The 22920-nt window shown below is 69.6% G+C and carries 23 protein-coding genes and 1 tRNA gene; 9 read left to right on the plus strand and 15 right to left on the minus strand.

Translation table 11 applies throughout. The features are described from left to right. Positions 1-81 precede the first annotated feature (81 nt). The 4 genes from ABZS77_RS14455 to ABZS77_RS14470 form a co-directional block, all read right to left on the minus strand. Complete coding sequence (locus ABZS77_RS14455; protein ID WP_139585616.1) at positions 82-288, minus strand: hypothetical protein; 207 nt, start codon at positions 286-288, stop codon at positions 82-84. Between the two features lie 71 nt (positions 289-359). Then, the gene (locus ABZS77_RS14460) at positions 360-1703 is read right to left on the minus strand and encodes a dipeptidase (RefSeq protein WP_354822762.1); all 1344 of its coding nucleotides are present in this window, start codon (positions 1701-1703) and stop codon (positions 360-362) included. Between the two features lie 36 nt (positions 1704-1739). Next, a complete protein-coding gene (locus tag ABZS77_RS14465) occupies positions 1740-2882 on the minus strand; it encodes a M48 family metallopeptidase (RefSeq protein WP_354822514.1) in 1143 nt (380 codons plus the stop codon). A gap of 67 nt (positions 2883-2949) precedes the next feature. Then, positions 2950-3606, minus strand: a complete 657-nt coding sequence (locus tag ABZS77_RS14470) for a hypothetical protein (RefSeq protein WP_354822764.1) — start codon at positions 3604-3606, stop codon at positions 2950-2952. 408 nt (positions 3607-4014) lie between these two features. On the opposite strand from ABZS77_RS14470, the gene ABZS77_RS14475 reads away from it, so the two are divergent. Further along, a complete protein-coding gene (locus ABZS77_RS14475; protein ID WP_203178995.1) occupies positions 4015-4416 on the plus strand; it encodes a rhodanese-like domain-containing protein in 402 nt (133 codons plus the stop codon). Here ABZS77_RS14475 and ABZS77_RS14480 read toward each other — a convergent pair. The 3 genes from ABZS77_RS14480 to ABZS77_RS14490 all read right to left on the minus strand — a co-directional run bounded on the left by ABZS77_RS14480 (position 4378) and on the right by ABZS77_RS14490 (position 8219). After that, positions 4378-6036 carry a cobyric acid synthase gene (locus tag ABZS77_RS14480; RefSeq protein ID WP_354822516.1) on the minus strand — a complete coding sequence of 553 codons (1659 nt, stop codon included), beginning with the start codon at positions 6034-6036 and terminating at the stop codon, positions 4378-4380. The two genes, ABZS77_RS14475 and ABZS77_RS14480, sit on opposite strands and share 39 nt — an antisense overlap. Next, a complete protein-coding gene (locus tag ABZS77_RS14485) occupies positions 6033-7037 on the minus strand; it encodes a cobalamin biosynthesis protein (protein ID WP_354822518.1) in 1005 nt (334 codons plus the stop codon). The genes ABZS77_RS14480 and ABZS77_RS14485 overlap by 4 nt, the downstream gene beginning before the upstream one ends. A 345-nt stretch (positions 7038-7382) precedes the next feature. Next, the gene (locus tag ABZS77_RS14490) at positions 7383-8219 is read right to left on the minus strand and encodes a single-stranded DNA-binding protein (RefSeq protein WP_354822520.1); all 837 of its coding nucleotides are present in this window, start codon (positions 8217-8219) and stop codon (positions 7383-7385) included. Positions 8220-8515: 296 nt separating this feature from the next. On the opposite strand from ABZS77_RS14490, the gene ABZS77_RS14495 reads away from it, so the two are divergent. Beyond that, positions 8516-8926 carry an HPF/RaiA family ribosome-associated protein gene (locus tag ABZS77_RS14495; protein ID WP_354822522.1) on the plus strand — a complete coding sequence of 137 codons (411 nt, stop codon included), beginning with the start codon at positions 8516-8518 and terminating at the stop codon, positions 8924-8926. Between the two features lie 136 nt (positions 8927-9062). Then, positions 9063-10103 carry an alpha/beta hydrolase gene (locus ABZS77_RS14500; protein WP_354822524.1) on the plus strand — a complete coding sequence of 347 codons (1041 nt, stop codon included), beginning with the start codon at positions 9063-9065 and terminating at the stop codon, positions 10101-10103. A 9-nt stretch (positions 10104-10112) separates the two neighbouring features. On the opposite strand, the gene ABZS77_RS14505 is transcribed toward ABZS77_RS14500, so the two are convergent. Beyond that, positions 10113-10808 (minus strand): hypothetical protein, encoded by a 696-nt coding sequence (locus ABZS77_RS14505; RefSeq protein WP_354822526.1) that lies wholly within the window; start codon positions 10806-10808, stop codon positions 10113-10115. 158 nt (positions 10809-10966) lie between these two features. Between ABZS77_RS14505 and ABZS77_RS14510 the strand changes: the two genes are divergently transcribed. Next, positions 10967-11042: transfer RNA gene (locus tag ABZS77_RS14510), tRNA-Arg, on the plus strand. Here ABZS77_RS14510 and ABZS77_RS14515 read toward each other — a convergent pair. Further along, entirely contained in the window at positions 11043-12455 is a 1413-nt protein-coding gene (locus ABZS77_RS14515; RefSeq protein ID WP_354822528.1) for a tyrosine-type recombinase/integrase, read from the minus strand. Between the two features lie 466 nt (positions 12456-12921). Then, positions 12922-13143, minus strand: coding sequence for a DNA-binding protein (locus tag ABZS77_RS14520; RefSeq protein ID WP_354822530.1), 222 nt, complete (start codon positions 13141-13143; stop codon positions 12922-12924). A gap of 126 nt (positions 13144-13269) precedes the next feature. Between ABZS77_RS14520 and ABZS77_RS14525 the strand changes: the two genes are divergently transcribed. Continuing rightward, complete coding sequence (locus tag ABZS77_RS14525; RefSeq protein WP_354822532.1) at positions 13270-13860, plus strand: hypothetical protein; 591 nt, start codon at positions 13270-13272, stop codon at positions 13858-13860. After that, positions 13860-14516, plus strand: a complete 657-nt coding sequence (locus ABZS77_RS14530) for a hypothetical protein (protein ID WP_354822534.1) — start codon at positions 13860-13862, stop codon at positions 14514-14516. Before ABZS77_RS14525 ends, ABZS77_RS14530 begins: the two co-directional genes overlap by 1 nt. Positions 14517-14622: 106 nt before the next feature. Here ABZS77_RS14530 and ABZS77_RS14535 read toward each other — a convergent pair whose 3' ends face one another. The 4 genes from ABZS77_RS14535 to ABZS77_RS14550 all read right to left on the minus strand — a co-directional run bounded on the left by ABZS77_RS14535 (position 14623) and on the right by ABZS77_RS14550 (position 18340). Further along, on the minus strand, positions 14623-16032 hold the full coding sequence (locus ABZS77_RS14535) for a replication initiator (RefSeq protein WP_354822536.1): 1410 nt from the start codon (positions 16030-16032) through the stop codon (positions 14623-14625). A 138-nt stretch (positions 16033-16170) separates the two neighbouring features. Further along, a complete protein-coding gene (locus ABZS77_RS14540) occupies positions 16171-17607 on the minus strand; it encodes an FtsK/SpoIIIE domain-containing protein (protein WP_354822538.1) in 1437 nt (478 codons plus the stop codon). A 47-nt stretch (positions 17608-17654) separates the two neighbouring features. Continuing rightward, the gene (locus tag ABZS77_RS14545; protein WP_354822540.1) at positions 17655-17951 is read right to left on the minus strand and encodes a hypothetical protein; all 297 of its coding nucleotides are present in this window, start codon (positions 17949-17951) and stop codon (positions 17655-17657) included. Continuing rightward, positions 17948-18340 (minus strand): hypothetical protein, encoded by a 393-nt coding sequence (locus ABZS77_RS14550; protein ID WP_354822542.1) that lies wholly within the window; start codon positions 18338-18340, stop codon positions 17948-17950. The genes ABZS77_RS14545 and ABZS77_RS14550 overlap by 4 nt, the downstream gene beginning before the upstream one ends. 1402 nt (positions 18341-19742) lie before the next feature. On the opposite strand from ABZS77_RS14550, the gene ABZS77_RS14555 reads away from it, so the two are divergent. The 3 genes from ABZS77_RS14555 to ABZS77_RS14565 all read left to right on the plus strand — a co-directional run bounded on the left by ABZS77_RS14555 (position 19743) and on the right by ABZS77_RS14565 (position 21855). Next, the gene (locus ABZS77_RS14555; protein ID WP_354822544.1) at positions 19743-20771 is read left to right on the plus strand and encodes a hypothetical protein; all 1029 of its coding nucleotides are present in this window, start codon (positions 19743-19745) and stop codon (positions 20769-20771) included. 80 nt (positions 20772-20851) lie between these two features. Then, positions 20852-21235: a PadR family transcriptional regulator gene (locus ABZS77_RS14560; protein WP_354822546.1), complete on the plus strand. Its 384-nt coding sequence runs from the start codon at positions 20852-20854 to the stop codon at positions 21233-21235. Between the two features lie 2 nt (positions 21236-21237). Next, positions 21238-21855, plus strand: a complete 618-nt coding sequence (locus tag ABZS77_RS14565; protein WP_354822548.1) for a hypothetical protein — start codon at positions 21238-21240, stop codon at positions 21853-21855. A 193-nt stretch (positions 21856-22048) separates the two neighbouring features. On the opposite strand, the gene ABZS77_RS14570 is transcribed toward ABZS77_RS14565, so the two are convergent. Next, a complete protein-coding gene (locus ABZS77_RS14570) occupies positions 22049-22747 on the minus strand; it encodes a hypothetical protein (RefSeq protein WP_354822550.1) in 699 nt (232 codons plus the stop codon). Between the last annotated feature and the right edge of the window lie 173 nt (positions 22748-22920).

The raw sequence follows: 22920 nt of genomic DNA on the forward strand, positions 1-22920 counted from the left end.
GTCGCCTCCGACACCGCCCGGGCATTGCCGTGCCCGGGCGGTGTCGGCGTGGGCGCCGCCCCCTCACGGGAGGCGGCGGGATCAGGCGGAGACGGGCTCCTCGATGCGCAGCCCCCGCGCGCGGACCTCGCCCGCGACCCGGGCGAGCACCGAGTCGAGGGCGACCAGGGCGGCGGAGAGATCACCGAGCTGTTCGTTGAGCGTGTCCTCGGACCACGCGGAGACGTCGACGTCCCCCAGCGCGCTGACGGCGGCCCCCAACCGGGCCATCACCTCGTTCGTACTCATGTTCGAAAGCCTATAGCAATCCCAGCGGCGACACGCCGCAAACAGGCAGATCAGACGCGAACTCGCCGTTCTCAGGCGGCGGCTGCGGCCACCCTGCCCAGCAGCAGCGCCTCGGCGAGACAGACCCGGGCGAACTCCCCCAGGTGCAGGCTCTCGTTCGGCCCGTGCGCGCGGGCGTGCGGATCCTCCACACCCGTCACCAGGATCGCCGCCTTCGGGAACATCTCCTGGAACGTGGCGATGAACGGGATCGAGCCGCCTACCCCGATGTCCACCGGGTCGGTGCCGTCCCACGCCGCACGGAACGCCGAGCGGGCGGCGTCGAACATCGGCCCGGACGCGTCGATCACACACGCGTCGCCGTCGTGCTCGAAGCTGACAGTCACCTGCGCGCCCCACGGCGCGTGCCGCTCCAGGTGTGCGCGCACCGCCGCGTACGCCCGCTTGGGGTCGTCGCCCGGGGCGAGCCGGATGCTGAGCTTCGCCTTCGCGGCCGGGACCAGGGCGTTCGGCGCCTCGCCGGTGGACGGCGCGTCGACACCGAGGATGGCCAGCGCCGGCTTGGTCCACAGCCGGTCGGTGATCCGGCCGGTGCCGATGAACTGCACACCGTCGGCCAGCCCCGCCTCGGCCCGGAACCGGTCCTCCGGGTAGTCGACGGTGGCGCCCTCCCGGCCGACCAACCCGTCCACGGCCACGTCACCGGCGTCGTCGTGCAGCGTCGCCAGCAGCCGGACCAGCGCGGTGAGCGCGTCCGGCACGGCGCCGCCGAACATGCCGCTGTGCACGGCGTGGTCCAGCGTGCGCACCTCGACGAAGCAGTTCACGATGCCGCGCAGCGAGGTGGTCAGCGCCGGTACGCCGATGTCCCAGTTGCCGGAGTCGGCGATCACGATGACATCCGAGGCGATCTCGTCGCGGTGCTCGGCGAGCAGCCGCTCCAGCGAGTCCGAGCCGTACTCCTCCTCACCCTCGATGAAGAGCACCACACCGACCGGCAGCGCATCCCCGTACGCCCGCAGCGCCGCGATGTGCGCCATGATGCCGGCCTTGTCGTCGGCCGCGCCCCGGGCGTACAGCCGGCCGTCCCGCTCCACCGGCTCGAACGGGTCGGACTCCCACAGCGACCGGTCACCGACCGGCTGCACGTCGTGGTGGGCGTAGAGCAGCACGGTGGGCGCACCGGGCGGGGCGGCCCGACGCCCGATCACGGCGGGCTGGCCGCCGGACCGCGCGATCTGGACGTCCAGGCCGCAGCCGCGCAGCAGTTCGGCGACCGCCTCGGCGGACCGTTCCACGTGCGAGTGGTCGAAGCCCTCGAAGGCGATGCCGGGGATGCGGACGAGTCGTTCCAGGTCGGCCCGTACGCCGGGCATCTCCCGCTCGACGGCGGCCCGCACCTCGGACTCGGACATGATCGGTGAGGTCATGACCGGAATCGTATGCCGGCCTTACCGGGGCGTGTCGGCGGAGCCGGTACCGTCGCCGCCCGCCGGGCCGGTACCCGTCCGCGCGCCGGGGGCGGTCCGGCCGGCGCGCTGCGCACGGGCGGCGGCCTCGGTGGCGGCATCCATCCAGGAACGTGCCCGGCCGGCGGTGCCACCCACCCACTCGCCGACGTCACTGGCACCGTCGCCGAGGCGGCGCAGCAGACCGACGAGCGGGTCGGTGGACCTGCTGAACTCATCCCGGTACGACTCGGCGGCGGCCTTGATCTCCTCCGAGACGCTCGTCGAGGAGTCGTCCTCGCGGCGCGGATAGTCCCCGGACAGCACCCGCCCGTACGCCCCGGAGTCGATCCACTGCCGCAGCTGCGCCGCCCGCGCCACAGGCGCCGGGTGGGTGCTCCACGCCGTCATCCGGATCTTGTGCAGGCTGTCGCGCAGGTCGCCGCCACCGGCGTACTCGGCCGCCTGCTCCAGGAACGCGGTCGTGTCGATCTGGGACAGGTCACCGCCACCGGCGAGTTTCATCAGCAGCCGCAGCGCGGCGGCCGGGTCCTGCCCGGCGAGCAGACCGGCCCGGTCGGCGGAGAGTTCCGCCTTGCGCCACCACTCCAGCATCGCCGCGATGATCGCCCGCAGCGCGAACGCGCCCACCGGCAGCCAACTCAGGTTCGCCGCCCACCTGGTGAGGATCATGAGCATGGTCTTGTAGACGGCGTGCCCACTGCCCACGTGCCCCAACTCGTGGCCGAGCAGGCAGCGCAGCTCGTCCTCGTCGAGCTGCTGCACACAGGCGGAGTTCACCACGATGAACGGCCGGTCCAGCCCGACCGCCTCGGCGCCCAGCCACGGCGACTGCGTCACGTACACCTCGGGCAGCTCCGCCACGTCGAGCGCGGCCGCCGCCTCGGTGTAGCGCTGCCACACCGCCGGATACTGCCGGTGGTCGACCCGGATGCCGGACGCCAGCACGGACAACCGGAAACCCCGCTCGTTCCACATCCCGAAGAACGCGCGCACCACGTCGTCGAACCCGCGCAGCTCACGCAACGCGACGAGGGCACCCCGGTCGGCCGGATGCTCCCAGGCCCGTGAACTGATGCCGGTGAGGGTGATCCGACGCCGCGCTGGCGCGTCCGCTGCCGTCATGGTGGGCTCCCCGTTCGCCGTGACTCCTCGGATCGTGCCCCAGCCGGTGACCCACGTCCATGCCCGCTCAGCGGACCCGCACGTAGTACCGGTCCCCGTCCAGCGGCAGCGTCGGCGCCCCGTCGACCACCAGGTCGGTTCGGGCGGCGGTGTCGTCGGCGGCGAAGTGCGCCCGCTCCCCGACGTGCCACCGGCGCAACTCGGGCAGGATCTCCGGGCCGTCCCGCTCGACCGCCCGCGCCAGCCGCAACGACGCGGGCGCCGTCACGAACACCGCAAGCGTCACCTCCGGCCGGACGACCGCGCGGGCGGCACTGACACCCTCCAGCACCAGCACCGGCGTCACCGGCACCGACACCGGCCGGGGCAGGAAGCCCCTCCGCACCCAGCTGTAGCGACGGTAGGCACCGGCCCGACCCTCCCGCAGCGGGGACAGCACCCCCTCGTCCAGCCGGGACCAGAAGGTGAGCTGATCGCCCCAACCGTCGAGCAGGTCGTCGGTGTGCACCACCTCAGGTCGCCCGCCGGGCAGCGCCGCCAGGGCCTCCGCGAGGCGCGCGGCGAACCGGCTCTTGCCCGCGCCGCTCGGCCCGTCCACCGCCACCAGCCGGGTCCGCCCCAACCGCGCCGGGCCCGCGAGCACCCGACGCGCCAAATCGGCGTACGCCTCGACGACTGCCACGGGCAGCCGCCCGGTCCCGCCGCCGGTGGTCAGCTCGTCCAGCTCCGACCCGTCGGCGACTCCCGCGGTGTGCTCGTCCGGACGGGTCAGCGCGTCCTCGCCTCGGCGGGTCAGCGGGGCCTCGCCGGTTCCGGCCGCCGCTGGGCGGGATGGTCGGCGTCTCCGGTGAGCGGCCGGCGCCTGGCGGGTTCGTCCACGGTCGAAGTATGCCGTCGCCACCCGCGGCCAGGTGATCTACTCCAGATCGCCGAGCTGGCGGTGTCCCTGCTGACGGCGTACCGACATGTCGCTCCGGCGTCGGCCCGGCCCGCCGTGACACGTCCGGTTGACAGTCCTGGTCGGCCGCCCGTCACGTCCGGGGGAATTGGGGCGGCGGCGGGTGACGGCCGGCCCGTTCGCCGTCCGGGGTGGCGTCCCGATCGGCATCATCGGGTGGTGCTCCGAGACGTGATGAGCCCCGGTATCGACGCCCTGCTCGAACAGGCCCGAGCCGGGCTGCACCGACTGACTCCGCAACAGACCGTCGAGGCGGTCCGGGGCGGGGCCCTGCTGGTCGACACCCGCACCGAGACGCAGCGCCGCGAACAGGGCGACCTGCCCGGAGCGGTCGTCATCGACCGGACCGTGCTGGAGTGGCGCCTCGACCCGGCCAGCGCCTGGCGCATCCCCGAGGCCACCGGCTACGACCGGGAGATCGTGCTGGTGTGCCGGCAGGGCTACAGCTCCAGCCTGGCCGCCGCCAGCCTCCAGACCCTCGGCCTGCGCCGGGCCACCGACATGATCGGCGGCGTCGACGCCTGGCTGGCCGCGGGCCTACCCACCACCGACCGCCCCGCCGACATCCGCCCCTGACCCACACCCCGTCGATCGTCGAGTTGTAGTGGGTGCCTGGCGGCGTTTGTCGGGCACCACCACGTCACGGTCGACGGCGGATGAGGGTGGAGCGCCGGGCGGGATGAACGGGAGGCCCGGTGGGGGGCCGGACTCGACGAGGCGCCAGAGGGCGTCGGTGTCGAGGTGCTCCTCGACCAGGTCGCCGAGCAGGTCGAGTGAGCGTTCCCGGGCCGCGGCGAAACTCGTGTCCGGCGCGACCTGGAACCCGGTGCGTCGGGCCAGCCGGGCCACCTCGGTGAGGAACCAGCGGCGGAACGCGTCGGACTCGAACGCCCCGTGCCAGTGCGTGCCGTGCACCGGCCCGAGCACGGCTCCTTCACCGACGCCGTCGGCGCCGGTCAGCAACGGGGTCAGGGTGGGATCGGCCCGCGAGACGTACCCGTGGTGGATCTCGTAGCCGCGCACCGGGACGCCACCGTGGGCGGTGCCCACCGACTGCCGGACGGTCTTGCGCGGATCGAAGGTGATCTCGATGGGCAGCATTCCGAGCCCCGGCACGCTGCCCTGCCGGCTCTCCACCGGGTCGTGGATGGCGCGGCCGAGCATCTGGAAGCCGCCGCACAGGCCGAGCAGAGGCTTACCGGCGGCCACGTGCGCGGCGACCGCGTCGGCCAGGCCGGTCTCGCGCAGCCAGGCGAGGTCGGCCACGGTGGACTTGGAGCCGGGCAGGACGACGAGGTCGGCGGCGGCCAGGTCGGCTGGTTCGACGGTGAGGCGTACGCGGACACCCGGCTCGGTGGCAAGCGCCTCCACGTCGGTGGCGTTGCTGATCCGGGGCAGCCGGACGACGGCCACGTCCAGCCACTGCGTGCCGCACGGGGCGGCCGGCCGGCCGAGGACCCGCCCGTAGGCGAGCGAGTCCTCCGCGTCGAGCCACAGGTCGAGCGCCCACGGCACCACCCCGTACGTGGGGCGGCCGGTGACGTGGCGCAGCATGTCCAGCCCGGGTTGGAGCAGGCCGAGGTCCCCACGGAACTTGTTGATCACGAATCCGGCGATCAGCGCCTGGTCTTCGGGGTCGAGCAGCGCCACCGTGCCGAACATCGAAGCGAAGACGCCGCCCCGGTCGATGTCGCCGACCACGATGGTGGGCAGGTTGGCGTGCCGGGCCAGCCCCATGTTGACGTAGTCACCGGCCCGCAGGTTGATCTCCGCGGGACTGCCGGCGCCCTCGCAGATGACCACGTCGTACGTGGCGCGCAGCTCGGCCAACGCCGCGTACGCGGTCTCGGCGAGCCGGGGGCGCAACTGCCGGAACGTGCCGGCCGTCATCGTGTCGACCGCCTCGCCGAGCAGCACGACCTGACTGGCGAGGTCACTGCCCGGCTTGAGCAGCACCGGGTTGAACCGCAGGTCGGGGGCGATCCCGCAGGCGGCCGCCTGCATGGCCTGCGCGCGCCCGATCTCGCCGCCCCGCCCGTCCGGCCCGACGACGACCGCCGAGTTGTTCGACATGTTCTGCGCCTTGAACGGCGCCACCCGTACGCCCCGGCGGTGCAGCCAACGGCAGATGCCGGCTGTGAGGACGCTCTTTCCGGCGTCGGACGTCGTGCCGGCCACGAGCAGCCCACCGCTCACCGCCCGCTCCCCCGCCCGACGGCACCGAGCCCACGGCGGATCACGGCGTTGACCAGGGGGCCGACGGTCACCGGGTAGGCGGCGGCCAGGCCCAGCGCGGCCAGACCGACCGCCCCCGAGATCTTGGCGGCCCGCTTCAGGTGCCGTGCCTCCGGACGGGGGCCGTCGCCGAGATAGGGACGCACCTCCGCGCGGCTGAAGTAGACGTTGCGACCGCCGAGACGAACACCGAGCGCGCCGGCCATCGCCGCCTCGCACTGCCCGGCGTTGGGGCTGGGGTGGTCGTTGCGGTCACGCCGCCACACCCGCCAGGCCCGCTCGCGGTCGCCGTTCGCCACCGGCGCGACGGCGACCGTGAGCAGCCCGGTGAGCCGGGACGGTGCCAGGTTGAGCACGTCGTCCAGCCGAGCGGCCGGAGTGCCGAAGCGTGCGTAACGCGCCGACCGGTGCCCGACCATCGCGTCGAGGGTGTTGGCCGCCCGGTAACCCAGCAGACCGGGTAGGCCAGCGACCGCACCCCAGAACAGGGGGGCGACGACCGCGTCGGAGGTGTTCTCGGCGACCGACTCGACGGTGGCGCGCGCCAACTCCGGCTCGTCGAGCGTCGACGGGTCGCGGCCGCAGAGGTGACCGAGGCGCAGCCGCGCGGCGGGCAGATCGCCGTCACGCAGCGTACGACCCATGACCGTCGCCTCGTGCCGCAACGTGCGACCGCCCAGCACAGTCCAGGTGCCAGCCGCCATGAGCACCGCCCGGCTCACCGGCCGGTGCCGGGTGGCTGCCGCGGCGACGGCCCCGAGCACCACCGGTCCGCCCACGGCCAGCGCGGTGAACGCCGTCCCCGCCGTCCGGTCCGGCCGGTAGAGGCGGCGCTCCAGCGCGCCGGCGACCTGCCCGAACCCGGCCACCGGATGCCACCGGCGCGGGTCGCCGACGAGCCTGTCGAGCGCGTACCCGGCCAGCAGACCCACCGCGTTCGCCACCGGCGCTGTCCGTCGCACGCGCACCACCTCCGGCCGGCCAGCCTAGACGAGTCTCCGGCGCGCCAGCCGGTGCCGCCGCGCGTGCCGCCGGCCCGGCCGCTGCCTGTCGACCGGCACACGGCGGGCTGGACGGCGGCTGGACGGCGTCACGCGGGGTGACGACGCCGGCCGCGTCGCCACCCCGCCCCCGTCGTGCCGCAGAGCCGGAGCACCGCCACCGATGTCAGCCCGCCCAGCCCGCCGCCCGGAGCGACCCTCAGTCAACCGACCTCGCCGCTCGGAGCGGCGTCAGCCAACCGACCGCCCGGAGCGACGTCAGCCAACCGGGCCGCCGCCCGGAGCGACGTCAACCGCACCGATCGGTCACGCTGGCTGCGGAACCCGGCCGCGTCGCCGCCGACCGGTCGGTGCGGCCTGCGGCCCGTCCTCGTCCGGCACCGGGGTCAGCTCGTCGTCCGAGTCGTCGGTCGGCTCGTCGGGCGGGGCGGCCAACTCGTCATCGTCGAGCCCGGCCGGGTCTGCGGCCCGCCCTTCCGGGCCGTCACCGCCGAACGATCCACCGCCGAACGACCCGCCCTCGAACGAACCACCGCCGAACGAGCCGCCCTCGAACGAGCCGCCGTCGGACCCTTCACCGCCGAACGAGCCGCCGTCGGCCCCGTCGGCACCGGCCCGGCCGGTACGGGAGGCCCCGAAGTCGGACAGCTCGAAGTCGTCGTCCAGCGGCCGGTCGTCGGGGAGCACGGGGGCCTGGCCAGCGGGCACCGGCTCGGTGGACTCTCCGTGCACGCGGCTCTCGGTCTCCGCGTCCTCGACGGTGCTGGTGGTCATGCTCGGGCGGTTACGCAGGAAACGGGCTCGACCACGGGACAGGTCGTGGCCGACGGCGACCGCCTCCAACTCGTAGAGCGTGCGGTGGTTGCCGGCGTCGTCGGTCCAGTCGCGGGTGTAGAGCCGGCCGCAGACCACCACCGGGTCGCCGACCATCACGGAGGCGGCCACACCCTCGGCGAGCTTGCGCCAGCAGTTGACGCGTACGCGAAGGGAGTTGCCGTCGACCCAGCGACCGCTGTCGCGGTCGAGGCGGCGGGCGGTGGAGGCGACCTTGAAGTTGGCCACCAGGGTGTTGCTCTGGGTGGTACGGCGCCACTCGGGCGTGGTCAGCACATTGCCGACGATCGTGACGTACGTGTCGAACATCGTCCCTCCAGGGGGATCGGGGGCCTGCCAGCGCGAGTCGACTCGCCACCGAGCCTGGGCTTTGACGGTCGGCGTGACCAGCACGATCTCCAGACCTGTGGACGACGGGGCTACCTGTGGACAACGCCCTGATCACGCCCCGGTGTGGTAGGGCCGACGCGCCGTCGACGGTTTCCGGGGCGGACCCAACTGGGTAAGGACATGATCAACGCACCACCGACAGCTCCACGTCGACGAGAGGTCAGCGCCATGATGATCACCACCATCGGCTCCGCACCCGCTACCGAGGCGCAGCGATGAGCGCCGTGGCGAACCCGGCCACCGTGGCTGAGTGCCTGCGGGTGGGTGCCGGGTTCTCGCAGGGCGACCGCAACTGGATCGCCGAGCAGTTCGCCACCCTCGACGCCCGGCTGGCCGGTTTCCACGCCGACGCCACCGAGCTTGAGGTGTCGGTGAAGGACCGCGAGGCCCGGGGGCAGAAGGTCACCCTGGAGTGCTGGATCGCCGGCCGGCAGAAGATCGTCACGACCTCCGCCGAGGAGGATCTGCACGCCGCCCTCAACGACGTCCGCGACGACCTGCGCCGCAAGCTCAACGACGCGAAGACCCGTCAGGAGCCCCGGCACAACAAGCACCTGCGCGAGGTCCCGCCGCCGCAGGCTGAGGTCGACGGCGACGAGCCCCGCGCCGACGCGGAAACGGCCTGACCCACGCCGCCAACCCCCGCGATCTTGCAGTTCGGACTGGGCTTTCGTCACGACAGGGACTGCAAGATCGCGGGGGGATGGGCGGGGACCGGGGCGGGGCTACCGCCGGGTAGCTCGGCGGCGTAGCGTCGCCTTCGTGGAACCGGACGTGTTGGGGCCGCCGTACGAGCGGCAGACGATCGACCTGGGCACCGACGACGAGGGGCCTGTCGTCGCGACCCTGGTCCGGCGGCGGGCCGAGCGCCCCACCGGACGGGCCGTGCTCTACGTGCACGGCTTCGTCGACTACTTCTTCCAGACCCACCTGGCCGACTTCTTCGCCGAACGGGGCTGGGATTTCTACGCCCTCGACCTGCGCAAATACGGTCGCAGTCTGCTCCCCGGCCAGACCCCGAACTTCTGCCGCGACATCAGCGACTACTTCCCGGAGCTGGACGCCGCCGCCGAGATCATCCGCTCCGACGACGGGCACGACACCCTGCTGGCGATGGGCCACTCCACCGGCGGCCTGATCATCTCGCTCTGGGCGGACGCCCGCCGCGACTCCGGCACCGTCGACGGCCTGGTCCTCAACAGCCCCTTCTTCGACATCAACGCCCCCTGGGCGGTGCGCCGACCCCTCGCGGCCGCCGTCTCCCGCCTGGGCCGCAGGGCGCCGCACCGCATCCTGCCGTTCGGACTGGGCACGGTGTACGGCGAGAGCCTGCACGCCGACCACCGCGGCGAGTGGACCTACGACCTGGCATGGAAGCCGCTGGCCGGGTTCCCCGTGCGGGCCGGCTGGCTGAACGCGATCCGGACCGGTCAACGCCGGCTGCGCGCCGGGCTGGACATCCAGGTGCCGGTGCTGCTGGCCTGCTCGACCCGCTCGTTCCGGGGCACGAAGTGGCACGACAACGCGACCCTCGCCGACGCCGTGCTGGACGTCGAGCACATGGTCCGCTACGCGCCCCGCCTCGGCCGCCACGTCACCCTGGCCCGCTTCGACGGCGGGCTGCACGACCTCACGCTCTCCGGCCCGGTCGTACGGAAGAAGGTGTTCGACGAGGTGGGCCGCTGGGCCGAGGCGTTCCTGGCGGCCGGCCCGACCGCATCGGCCGACACCGGTGGGACTCCCGTCCCGGCAAGCCGGCAGCCGACGGACGACCCGGCGGGTCTGGCGACGCCCAACGGCTGAGCGGCCGGCTCAGGCGTCGCCGGGCGTAGCCGGCAGGACCGCGCCGATCCGGTCGAAGGTCGCCACCCGGTGACCGTCGACGCCGGGCAGGACCAGGCCCAGGCAGTACAGCGACACCTCACCGGTGTCGTCGACCTGCACGACGAAGACGGGCGCACCGACGTACCCCGGTGGCAGCTCGTCGGTGATCCGCACGTCGTCCCCGTCACGGACCACCCGTTCGATCGCGACCTCCAGCGGGCGCGACCCGTCCTCGCGTACCCCATGGGCCAGCACGAAGGCGGAACTGGCGTCGACGCCGAGGCGCGCGACGACCTCGGGCCCGGCGGCGATCGCGGCCGGCACCGGCTGCACCCGCCACCGCCAGCCGCCGTCGCCGGCGGACCGGTGCAGCCCGGCGGTCGGCAACACCGCCACCCCGTCGCCCGGGTAGCGGGACCAAGCGGGCACTATCTCTGCGTCGGAGAGCGCGTCGGGGGCGACCCCGTCCGGCTCGGTGACGCTCCCCCGCAGGCCCAGCTCACCGTCCCCGAAACCGACCAGGTCGACAGCCGTCACCAGCGCCTCCCCCACCGGGTCGTCGCCGCTGCGGAAGAAGAACGCGGTGCCGAAGCCCGCCGACGTACGGTACGGAAGAATGGCACGGCCGACGACCTGGCACAGCTCGTAGGCGACGCCGCTCTCGGCGTCCGGATCCAGCAGCACCAGCCGAGGGTACGGTCCGGCGCCCGGCCGGCCAGCGGGAACCCGGATGCCCGCCGCCCCGCCCCCGTGAGACCCTGCTCGGCAATGTGGACGCGGCCACCCGTTGGCCCGACGCGCGGTGGGTTGGCGGTACCCTTCTGGCGCGACATCCACGCCGCGCGCCCGTAGCTCAGCGGATAGAGCAGGGGACTTCTAATCCCAAGGTCGTAGGTTCGAACCCTACCGGGCGCACCATCAAGAAGCAGGCTTGACCTGCTGCTTCTTGCCCTTCTTGCGATCTTTCTTATTGCTACTCTTCGATTTCTTGTCCCCGTGTGAGCCCGAGGTGAGCCCGGCGGTGCCCTTGGTGGACCGCCGAGGCACGAGACGTGCCGTGGCCTCGGCGGCTTCCATGGCAAGTTCCGGCAGGACGGACGTGTAAGTGTCCGCCGTCAGCGAGTAGGACGAGTGGCCTAGCAACTCCTGAACCACCTTCTTGTCGGCACCAGCCCTCAGCGCCATCGTGGCCGCACCATGACGCAGGTCATGCAGGCGGATCGGAGGAAGACCGACTCGCCTCACCAGCCGGTCGAAGTAGTCAGACAGCCACGTCGGCTCGACCCACTGCCCGTCAGGCCGGGTGAAGAGACGGCCGCTGTCGACCCAGGTCGAACCAGCTTCCTCGCGGGCTTTCCGCTGCCGCTTGATGTCCCGCTTGATGACACCAACGGTGTCGACGTCGAGCGCGACAACCCGGTTGCCCGCCTCACTTTTGGGCTCGCTCTCCTCGATCTCCCCACAGATGTCCACGAGTTGAGTAGCCACGGTGAGCGACCGACCCTTGAGATCCAGGTCTTCGGGCCGCAGACCGCATGCCTCACCCCGGCGCAGCCCTCGATAGGCGATCAGGTGGAAGAGGGCGTACAGCTCGTCCTTCATGATCGCGTCAAGGAACGCCCCGGTCTGGGCAGGGGTCCAGACCATGACGGGGGACGGTCGCTCACCAGTGATCTTCCACTGCTCAACGCGCTCTTTCGTCCACAGCCGAGCCCGAGGCCGTCGGACCGGATCGAGTTCAACATGAGCGGCCGGATTGAACGTGATCAGTTCTTGCCCGATCGCGTCGTTGAGAGCCGCCCGGAGCGTCGCGCGGATGTGTTTCCGGGTAGTCGGGCCGACCGAGCGGCGGAATGCTGGCATCCCAGCGATAGCGTTGCGCGCGAAGCGGCGACGCTCGCGCCCTCTGAGGGGTTTCAACTCCTCGATCGCCGCCCGACGTAGGGCGTTGGCCTCCTCGATCTCGATGTTTCGTTCAACGATCGCGTTGAACATCTCCGTGAGGTGTGACACGCGCAGCCGATCGAGCCGGACGGCACCAATGGCCGGCTTGAGGTGCAGTCGAATGTCACGCCCGTAGCGGTCGATCGTGCTACGACGGATCTTCCGACCAGCAAGCCAGGTGTCGAGCCAATCACCGACCGTGATTCGAACAGTCAAGGAATGGCCGCTCTTGAACTTGCGGCGCGTCTCCTCCAGATCGGGCAACGGCTCACGCCTGGCCGCTGCCTGCTCCAACAGATCCCCCATACGTTGACGGCCTTCCAGGTCGTCAACGTCGGGCACAGCCAGGAGAGAACGCAGCGTGTCCAGGTCCGTTTGCGCCTTCATCGAGGAGGAGTAGCCGGAGCGGCGGAACGTGCGGCGTTCGCCGCCAGTGCTTGGCGGTAGCTCCTGCCGTAAACCCCAGGTGCCGTGCCGACGCTGGTTGATCTTCGGGCAGGATTGCCCGTACTGCTTGCCTGTCTCTGGATCTCGGCAGGCACACCGACGAAATACTGAGCCTCGCAAGATTCCTCCTTGGAGTGCGAGGGAAGTGGTACCTATTAAGGTACCACTTCTAATGATGGTTGATGGAAGGCCAGCTATGCGACGACGCCGGGTGGTTGAGGCTGCTCAAGGACTGCCGGCGCTTCCCGGCGAGGAGAAGCGCGATCAGCAGGTAAAGATCAGACTTTCCCGCAGCGAGGTAGACACCCTCGTCCGGATGCGCCCCGACCTGTCCCCCGCCGGCATCGTCGCGCTGCTGGTCGATGACGTGCTATCCGGACGGCACGTCCCGCAGTGGGCAGCGCCGTCAAGTGACGGCAGCGACTCCGAGTAGTTCCAAGATCGCCGGCACCGGCACGACGTAGTTACGTCCGACGCGGAGCACCCGCACGGGAAATTTCCCGCGCTTGGCGAGCGCGTACGCCTTGCTGCGTCCGATACCGAGGATCGCTCCGGCGGTCTCCACGTCTGTCGTCAATCCGAGTGCACGAACGGCTTCGATGGTCCAAAGGTGGTCATTGGTGCTCATCGTGTGTCTCCTGAAGGGTGTCGACGCTCATTTGGGCGTCGTTGTGGATGGCATCGCGGGCGGCTTGGAGGTCATCGGCGATGGCGTCGGCGAACATTGCCTGGCCGGCGAGACAGGAGCACCGAGATGGTGAACGTGTCGCGGATGGGCCGGCCCACGGTGATGGCCGGTGACATCAGGCGAGAACCTGCGAGTGCCAGCTCTTCAAGCGGTCGGGAATCCGACAATCGACAAACTGCGGTCGCATGGCTGCTTCTCATGCACGGCAATTTGCTGTATCCATGCTGGATGGATGTCGATGTTGCAGAGACCGCCGCTTCCGCGATGCCTTACGTGACCGCTGCCGTAGCAGCTTATGGCATCAGCACTTTAGACAAGGTACGCAACGCTGTGATCGACGGGGCTTCGGACGTTACAGTTAGCATCGGCCACCAAGTGCTAAACCGACTCCTACGCAGAGAGCAGTCCCGACAGGTAATCGAGGGGGCTGTGACCGACATTGCAGCAGGAGAAGAGGGAAGCGCAGTCGCCCTGCAATTGCAGATTCGTAAAGCGATGACGGCTGATCCTGGCCTTACCCACGAAATTGCAAGAATGCTGCCACAGCGCAACTCTCAACGGTACGTTATCCAGAGACAAAGCAATTCGGGTTCGGGTAACATTATCAATGGAAACAACTATGGGAGCATCAGTCCCGCCTCCGGCACGGTGCTCTGATGGTCGCTTCCAACCAGGAGTGGGAGACGCCGTCGAGCCAGACTGTGTCCGGTTCGGGCTCCATCGTCAATGGCCACAATTATGGCCGTATCGAGATGGTGGACAGCAAGACAAAAGCCGTGTTGGACAAGATTTCGCACGACGCGCCCAAACTCGGCGTGCTGCTAACGCGGGCGCTGCGAGACGGCGTGATATCGCCTGACACAGCCATGGCACTGAGTGCGGCGGCGCATAACATCAATGCTGACGTTGCGGAGGCCCTTTGGGCAGCCAGCCGTAGCATCAACTTCGACGTAGCCGATATGCTCATGGCCTCATCGCGGAACATAAATATGGAAGTTGCCTCAACCGTCTCTGGAGCTGCCGCAGATCTCGAAAATCTCCCGCATAAGCTCCAGGAGATTGCCAGTGAGATGCGCGGGATCACTGCCGAGATGCGTACCGCCGCCCAAGAGATTACTGCGTTGTCTGGCGTCGTGCTCGAATACGGGAACTTTGACGGCAGCATTTCGAACATTCTTGGCGCATCCGAAAATCTCGCTATGGCAGCTAGTCGCGTCGCCCCCCAGCCCAAGCGAGGCCGCTTTTTGTTGGGCGTCTTGGTAGGTGTGCTATTGGTTGTCGTGGCCCTTGGCTTTCAAGCCCAAGGACGGTAACGGCGCTTAGTGCGCAACCCGCTGACCCGATGTTTCAGACCGCGCCCCGGCCGCACAGCAAAGCCAACATACGGCCACCAGGCAGCGTTGTACGCACGAGAATGTTTCATTGCCCCTCACGCTCACCCCCCGAGCCCCCATCGCGTCCCGCTTCTCGGGCGGTCCGGAGGTCGTCGGCGATGGCGTCGGCGAACATAGCTTGGCCGGCGGTGTGGCCGTTGCCGGTGTAGGTCCATTGCTTGTCGGTGATGGCGTCCGGGTCGTCGGGTACTAGCTCGTCGGCTTGGTCGCGGCGGTGTTCTTCCCGGGCGGCGCGGAGTGCGGTGTAGGTGGTGGAGTAGGCGCGGCTTTTGCTGGCGATGTGGCCTCGGTAGCCGAGTTGGTGTGCCCAGCGCCGCAGGTTCAGTGCCTTGTTTTCTGGTCGACCGCCGAGGGTCCAACAGGTGCGGATGAGGGCGCGGGCGTGGTCGGTCACGGGCAGGACTGCGATGGTGATGGCGTCGCGGATGGGCCGGTCCACGGTGATGCCGGCGACATCAGGCTTGGTGACGTACTTGGCGATGTAGGAGGCCACGGCGCGTTCGTTGAGATCGCCGTCGCTGCCGTTGCCGGGAAGGATGGGCCGGATGTCGAGCTGCGTGCCGAAGCGCAGGATGGTGTCCAGGTCGGGCACTGCCAGATGGACGCGGCGGGTTGCGGTTCGGATGGTTTGGACCAGCAGTGCCAGGGTTGCCCAGGCCGGGGGTGGGGTGTCGATGGTGGGGCCGTCGAAGCGCATGACGGCGTGGAAGTGGACGGAGCCCCGCCGTTGGTACTCGGCGACTTTGGCGTAGCCGACGCGGACGGTGTTGCGGGCGGCGGTGCGGGAGATCCCGCGTGTGGTGGCGAGGGCTTCGTAGAGGTTGCGGTGCAGGCGTTGCCACAGGTCGCGGGTGTGGGCGTTCCACAGCACGGCGGCCGGGTAGTCGTAGCAGTCGCCGCAGATCGGTGACCCGGTGAGCGGGTCGTCCGATGGGTGCCGGTCGAGGCACCACAGGGGCCGACCGTGGGTACAGACGAGGCCACGACGGCGGCGGGGCGGTCGGCAAGGGCCGTCGGCCTTGTGACGGTGGACGGGGCCGAAGCTGGGCGCGGTGAACGTGACGAACACACGCGGGTGACTCCGTACGGTGTCGGGGACGCCCTTGCCGCCAGCGAGCCCCGAGACGACGAGTTGATAGGTGTCGCCCTGGTGCAGCCGGGCGCAGGGTTCGCAGCGGGATTGGCGACGGTTCCCGCAGGCGATGGTGAGCCGTCCGTGAGGCTGCTCCGCCGAGGTGAAGACACGCACGAGACGGCCGGTGCTGGTGTCCACGGTCAGGGTGTGGCCGACGAGATGCACCGGGTGTTGACAACCGCCGATGTGGCGGATGCGCGCCAACCAGGCTCGAAAGTCGGGATGCGTAGCGGTGGTCAGGATTTCGCGGTCGGTGAACGACAGGCCAGCATCAGGCCCGCCGAGGGCGGGAGTGGGCATGGTGGTCCTCTGCTCCTTGGGTCGAGGTGGCCGACGCTGGTTGGCCGGTCGCTCAGTGGGCCGCCGTCACCGGGTGGTGGCACGGCGGGGCAGGCTGGTCGTGGTTGCATGGCTGCTCCCTTCGGATTGGCCGGTGATTCACTCCGGTGGAGTGAGGCCGGGCAGGACCGGCGCCAGGTGTGCCGTGCCGGCGATCACGGCGGCCAGGTGTTCCGGTGGCAGGTGCACCGACCGGGCGCGTATCCACCCGGAGTGCTCGGCGGTGGTGACCGCAACGCCCTTGACCGCCGGGTCGATCTGTTGGGCCGCCTCGACCGCATCGGGGTAGAGGTCGCCTAGCGTCATGTCGGCGGTTTCCGGGTCGTTGACCTGAAGGCAGATCCGCCCGGCGAGCTGGGCGCGTAGCGCGGTCACGCCGGGGCCGAGGTCGGAGCCGACCCGTTGCCCGGCCACGATCACGTGCACGCCCAACGCCGCGCCGAGCTGCGCCAGGCGGAGAAGGTGCGTCGTCGCCCGAAGCGCTTCGTCCTTGTCCGCCCGTGAGGCGACTAGGTACAGCTCGGCCAATTCGTCGACGACCACGATCACCGGCACCGGCCGCACAGGTTCGGGCAGTTGCCAGATGTTGCGTGTCCCGTGCCGGCGGCACAGCCGCATCCGCCGTTGCGTCTCCGCGACGAGTTCGGCCAGGATGTCCGCCGCCTCCGCCCGGTCAGTAGCTAGGGCCGAGAGCCGGGGCGCGTGTGGGGCCAACTCCATGCCGCCTTTGCAGTCGATGCCGACCAGCGCGACTGGACGCGACGCCCACCGGGCTACCGCAGCGTTGATAAGCGTCGACTTACCTGACTGTGTGGCCCCGGTTATGAGCCAGTGCGGGAACGTGGCAAGGTCGATCACCCACCGCTGTCCGTCTTCCCGGTGGCCCACCTCGGCCGCCAGGTCCGCAGGCACCGCCACCGCCGCAGTAACCGGTTTGGTGATCGCGTCCCAGGGGTGGGAGGTCACCGCGGCCGGCTTCGGTGGCGGCTCGATCGTCCAGGCCGCCTCCGTTTTGTGTGTGGTGAGGGGGTCGGCGGTAAGGATGGTCAGTCGGACTCGGCCGCGTAGCCTCGCGTCGACCCGCACCGCGTGGACCTGCCAGGCGTGCGCCATTGCCTCAGCGGCGTTGACGAACGGCTCCGGGACCTGCCCAGGGTGCAGCAGGATCACCGCCGTAGCCCCGAACGAGCGAGGACGGATACGGGTCAGCAGCGGCAGCACCGGCATGATCGGCCTGCCCTTCACCAACAGCGGCCCGAGCTGCCCGGTGGTCGGCCGGTCGGTGCCGGTCAAGTCCGCGTTGAGACACAGATGCCGCCACGAGTGGCGCATCCGCAGCCGCAGCAGCGGGAACCCGAGCAGATACCAATGCGTCCGGGGTGCAACCCGGCGCAGCAGCCGCGAGGCCACGACCAGCACGACGACGACGGCCACCAGGACCACGGCAACGGTGATGATCGTCGGTAGCCACGCCTGGAGCCGTTCCATCGTGAGCCCGGGGATCCTCGGCGCGAAGTCGGGAATCCACGGGGTCATCGACGGAGACGGCGCAGGCGTCGGCGGTGGTGCCGATGCCTGCGGCATCAGTCGGCCCCCCTTCGAATCATCGGATGCTCGGTCGCGTAGTCGGACTCGTCGGCGTACGTGCCGGCCAAGTCCAGGCCGTGCGCCAGGACGGACGCCAACCACCGGCAGCGCGCCGCCGTCTCACCGAGGTAGCCGGCCAACTCCGCGACGAGGCGGGGCCGCTCGGCCGGAGGCGCGGACTCGATCGCGTCGGCCAGATCAGCGACGCCGGAGGCCATGAGCCGGATTACGTCCAGCTCGCTCGCGCCGGGCCGGTCGTCGCCGCATCCGTGAATCAGGTCGGCGGCGCTCATGAGGAAGCCGCCTTACCGCCACGCTCACGCTGAGGCGCAGTCGGCACCGGAGCCGGACCGGCACCACCCTCAGTGCGAGGACGAACCGGGTAGACGGACGCGGCCTTGTAGGACAGGCCGTGCCGGCCCTCGATCTCCCACAGCGACACGTCCAGCTCGGTCAAGCCGACCGGGCTGCCCTCCGTCACGCCTTCCGGCTCGGCGGACGTCTGAACGTCGATCACCGACGCCTTACGGGTACCGGCCCGGCGCACCGCAACCCCCGTTACCCATAGGGCATTACCGTCACGATCCTTACGGGTCACGCCATCGAAGTCAGTTTTGTGTTCCGGCGCAGCCACGCACAGCAGGCCGGACAAACGGGAAAGATCAACAGGAATGCTGTTCACAACAAGCTCCAAAGACAGAAAGGTTGGCTAGGTCGTGCAGGTCATGTGGTAGTCGGGACAGGGGCAGCGAAGCCAGGCCAACCGGGGCGGGCCGCGACTCCGCACGGCCGGCAGCACGAGGCACAGCCGGATCGACGCGACGAGAGAGCCACAGGCGCACTGCGACATGACAAACCTCCATTTAGGACAGACGAAGCCGAGACGCCTCCGCAGGCATGGACGACGCGTTGAGACAGGCGCAAGCCGACTGGAGCGACCACACCCGGTAGCCCGGTGCGGGCGACCCCTAGCCCGACGCGACCAGACGAGCGGAAGCCAGACAGCTCGCCGCCAGCGGGCCACGAGCGGACGGGCAAGCGGGGACCGGCGCAGACGCCCGCGTACCGAGGCCCCAGGCGGTCAGGGCCAGGACGACCAGGACGCAAGGCGAGCAAGGTCAACACCCCGGAGAGTCGAGGTGCGTACGAGTTTCCCTACTTGGTCAAGAAGCGGGATCGGCAAAGCCGGTCCCGCGAGAGAGGGAAGAGGAGAGGGGCGGGCGGGGTCGGGGGCTGCGGCCTTCGGCCGGTCCCCCGCCCCGCCCCAGAGGAAACAGAGCACACGGAACACCGGAGACGAAGCAGCGCAGCGACCAGGCGTCAGGACCCGAATCGGTGAGCCCAGCCCACGGAAACACGCCACCCCGAAGCCATTCCTGCGGAAGACGGCACGAGCCGAGACGCGCTGCGTCGGCGAGCTGGGCGCGGATCGCAACGACCACCGCCACCAGGACGCCACCGACACGCCCGAACCACCGCCGAAGCGCGCGACATGGCCAACGCTAGCCATAGACCCGCAGGCCGTGACACACCAGCGCCGCCGAACCTGCCGCTTACACCACCGGTCCGGCTTTGAGGTGCTGCCGCGCCGGCAAGCCGGCTTGCCCCCGAATAACGAGGCTGAGCACCGCGAACACCCCGCCAGCACACCACGTCACATTCGCCGCCGGCGCATGTCCGAAGTCCATAGTCATCCCCCTTCCCGAGCGCCCCGTCAGATATGCGCGGGAGCCCTCACCCACTGAAGGGGACCGTTCAGGCGCTGAATATTCCAAGATCACGACGGAGCATCAAAGCATTTTGAAGATTCTTCTTCGCCCGCGCGTACGCTCAAGAGATCAAGGTCAGGCCGGCAAGGGGAGTCGGCCCGGCTGTCGGTTGTGGAGCCGAGCGACAACGAGCGCTCGCAGCGGGGGGCCGCACGTCACCACGCACACCCGCGCGATCTCTCGCACGCGTGCGACTCCCGGCGGTCCCCGCAGCGCACCGGGGCCGCCCAGGGAGTCAACGTCGCACACTGCCCCACCGCCAACAGGCGGCCCGGCGTGTCCCGCCCGAGAGCGACGTTGGGAGGACGCGAACACGTGGCCGAACACCGAGTGCGAAAGAGGCACCCCCAGGGCTACCCGGTATTCGGCGGCCTCCCGTACCGCACGCCACCCGCCGTCGACACCGACGAGAAGCCCGATCCGGTAGCCGCGCTCGCCAACCTGAAGACTGAGCCCGTGGGCCGGGTCCTGGCCGCAGCAATCTCGATCTGCCGTGTCGGCGTGCCTAGAAACTTGATCACCGACACCGACGACACCCGCCCTACCCGCGCGGACAAATTGCTCCGTTATCTAGTGGCCTCCAAGGACACCCCCGACACGGCCGACCGGATCTGGCGCCACATCATCACCCAGGTCCGCGAGGATCCCGACAACCGCGAGGACTGGAACCTCTACGCACTCGGCGTTGGCGCTCCCGGACTTCTCGCGCGCGCCGCCCGACTCAGGGTGCCCGATGACGGAGACGGCCCGGCCGACCGCAAAGTCAGAGCCCAGTACGCCCTGATCTACGCCTTCCTTGATCGGATGCATGACACCGTGACCACCGCGGCCGGCGACACCCGGTGGCGGCTGGACATTAACCAGCCCAACGTCTTCTTCCGGCTCATCGGCGGCGCGTACGACCACGCCAGCGGACGCACCGAGCATCGTCGGAAGCAGCGGAACCGCCGCCACAATGAGACCGCAGCCGAGCACCAAGCCCGTATCGCCCGCATCGACGAGGAAGAACCCCGAGAGATTGCCGTGGGCGGTGACGACGAAATCAGCGCCCACCACGTTAAGCACGGAGCCGGCACCGACCCCCGAGGCGTTGACGCCGTCGTTGCCCGCCTACAAGAGTTCGTTGCCCAGTCGGCGCAGATGTCGGCCGAGTACCGCATCGATCCCACCAGCGCCGAACTCGTACGACGTACCTACGTCGATGGCGAACCCCTCGGCCAGGTCGCCGCAGAGCTGAACCTGTCCCCAAGCAACGCATCCAAGCGCCGCGCGACCGCCGTCCAGCGACTCCGACGAGTCATCGCCGTCAGCGACCGCATGCCGCGCCAACGACCGTCCCGGTAGCTCACCTCGGCGGGCACTCATCATGACGGCCACGCCTGAACTATTCGGCCACACCTACTACCGGTGCTATTATGCGACGCATGACACCTTCCGACGAGGCTGCGGGTTCGGAGGCCGATCGCCAAACTCAGCTGCTGCGTGGCGCCCTCGACATGTGCATGCTCGCGTTGCTGGCGAAGGAGCCGGCACATGGCTACGAGTTGGTGCGCAGACTCAACGCCGCTGGACTGGGAACGGTCGGGTACGGCACGGTCTACCCCCTGCTCACCCGCATGCGTCGGCTCGGATTCGTCGTCGACGAGGTCGAGGACAGTCCCACCGGTCCACCCCGAAAGGTGTACGTAGTCACCCCAGAGGGCCAAGGCAAGCTGACCGCTTGGACGCAGCAGTGGACAAAGTTCACCGGAACCATCAACGCCACGATTGCCGACGTGGAGGGCTCCGCGTCAATCGCCAGGAGGTAGACATGCAGAACTTGAACGACGTCATTGCCATCGCAGAACACGAGTGGCGATCCACCGGCATCGCGGAGCGGGATCGGATGGCTCTGGCGAACGACCTACGAGCGGAACTAGAAGCAGCAGCTGCCGAAGGAGTCACACCTACCCAGTTACTCGGAGACTCCGACATCCGAGCATTCGCCCGCAACGTCGCCACCGAGGCCGGTACGAGGCGGCTACCGTACGACATCAAGCGGCTCCTACTCACCTCATTGGCCGGAGCGACACCGGGCTTGGCTTTCGGGTGGGCGTACCTGTGGTGGCTGCCGAACGCGCCATACATCGGCGCGGTAATCGCTTTCGTCGGCGCACTCCTCACCGTAAAGATCCGAATGAGTGACGTCGCGGCGATCGGCCGGACCGTGTGGGCCATGACCCTGCTACTGCCCGTCGCTGGGATTCTGGTCACGCCAGTGACGATGAGCTTCGCCTGGGCAACCGGTTACAGCACGGCGTTGCCCATCGTGTTCCTCGAAGTTGCGATTGTTGCTGGCGCGTTGAGTGCGGCCACGATACTGGCACGCCGCTGGGCGCTCGCGCCGGCACTCGGGTCCCATCGGCTTGTCGCTTCGAAAGGACACTAGATCCGACGCATCTCCCTACCAGGCTTATCAGCAGGCATTGAGCGCGCCAGCACACCGTCGAGCCCTGCTGGCGAGGGGACTTGCCCTCTCTACTCCTAGGGGAAGCGCCCGGCTCGAACTTCTACACACGCTCTAGACACGACGGTCGCCCTCCCGCGAGCGCTCGCCACACCCGCGGAAGGCCGGACGACCCTCAGGCAACCGGCGCAACCGGCGCGGTGTACCTGTCCCCACCCCAGCCGTAGCGGGCCGCCTCCGTCACCACCCGCGTCACCGCATCTTCAATCAGTTCCCACGACTCCGCGTCGTCCTCAACCCGCCACCCGTAGCCGGGCACTCCGTCCAGGAAGATCACGATCGCGTCGACTACCGGACTGACCCGGACCACCAGCGACCACGACGGGCCGTGCACCCGCAGCACCACCCCGCCCGCACCGGAGCCGACCCGCAGCACACCAGGTCCGCCCTGCTCGACCACCTCGGCAGCATCCAACAGCGGTTGCTGCATCGCCGGATCGTCATCCACTCGCGCTGGCAACACGCGTAGCCCGATCACGTCCGCCTCACCGTGCCACATCTCACGCGGCAGCGGATTCTCCAACGCGGCACACACCTGCTCCGCCAACGCCCACCGACGCCGCCCAGCCTCCGACAACCCCACAGGCTCCGAGGCCAGCTCAGCAAACGGCATTGCCGGATCGCCCACCGGCAGCACCATCATCGACGTGCCGTCGCCGGCCGCCTGAGCACGCCACACCTGATCATGGGCCGCCTGCGCCCTCACGTTGTAAAGATCGTCGGCCCACGTCGCCCAGACCGCCCGCGTACGAGGTTTCGGCAGCGACCACTGATCAGATCGCACGCGCCGATGCGCCGCCAGCCGGGCCCGCACGCTCCGGCGAGGGACACGCGAATTGCGGTACATAAATTACAGCTTGGCATATTGCCAGTAGCGCTAGCGACAGTTGGCCTGTTGCCAATTGGCATGTTGCCAGTAGCTGTCGGTTGGTAGACCACTACGATCCGGCGTCATCCATCGGTGGCCAGCCCGGCCTCGCTTGGCTG

It is taken from the genome of Micromonospora sp. NPDC005298 (assembly GCF_040607375.1).
Lineage (GTDB): Bacteria > Actinomycetota > Actinomycetes > Mycobacteriales > Micromonosporaceae > Micromonospora.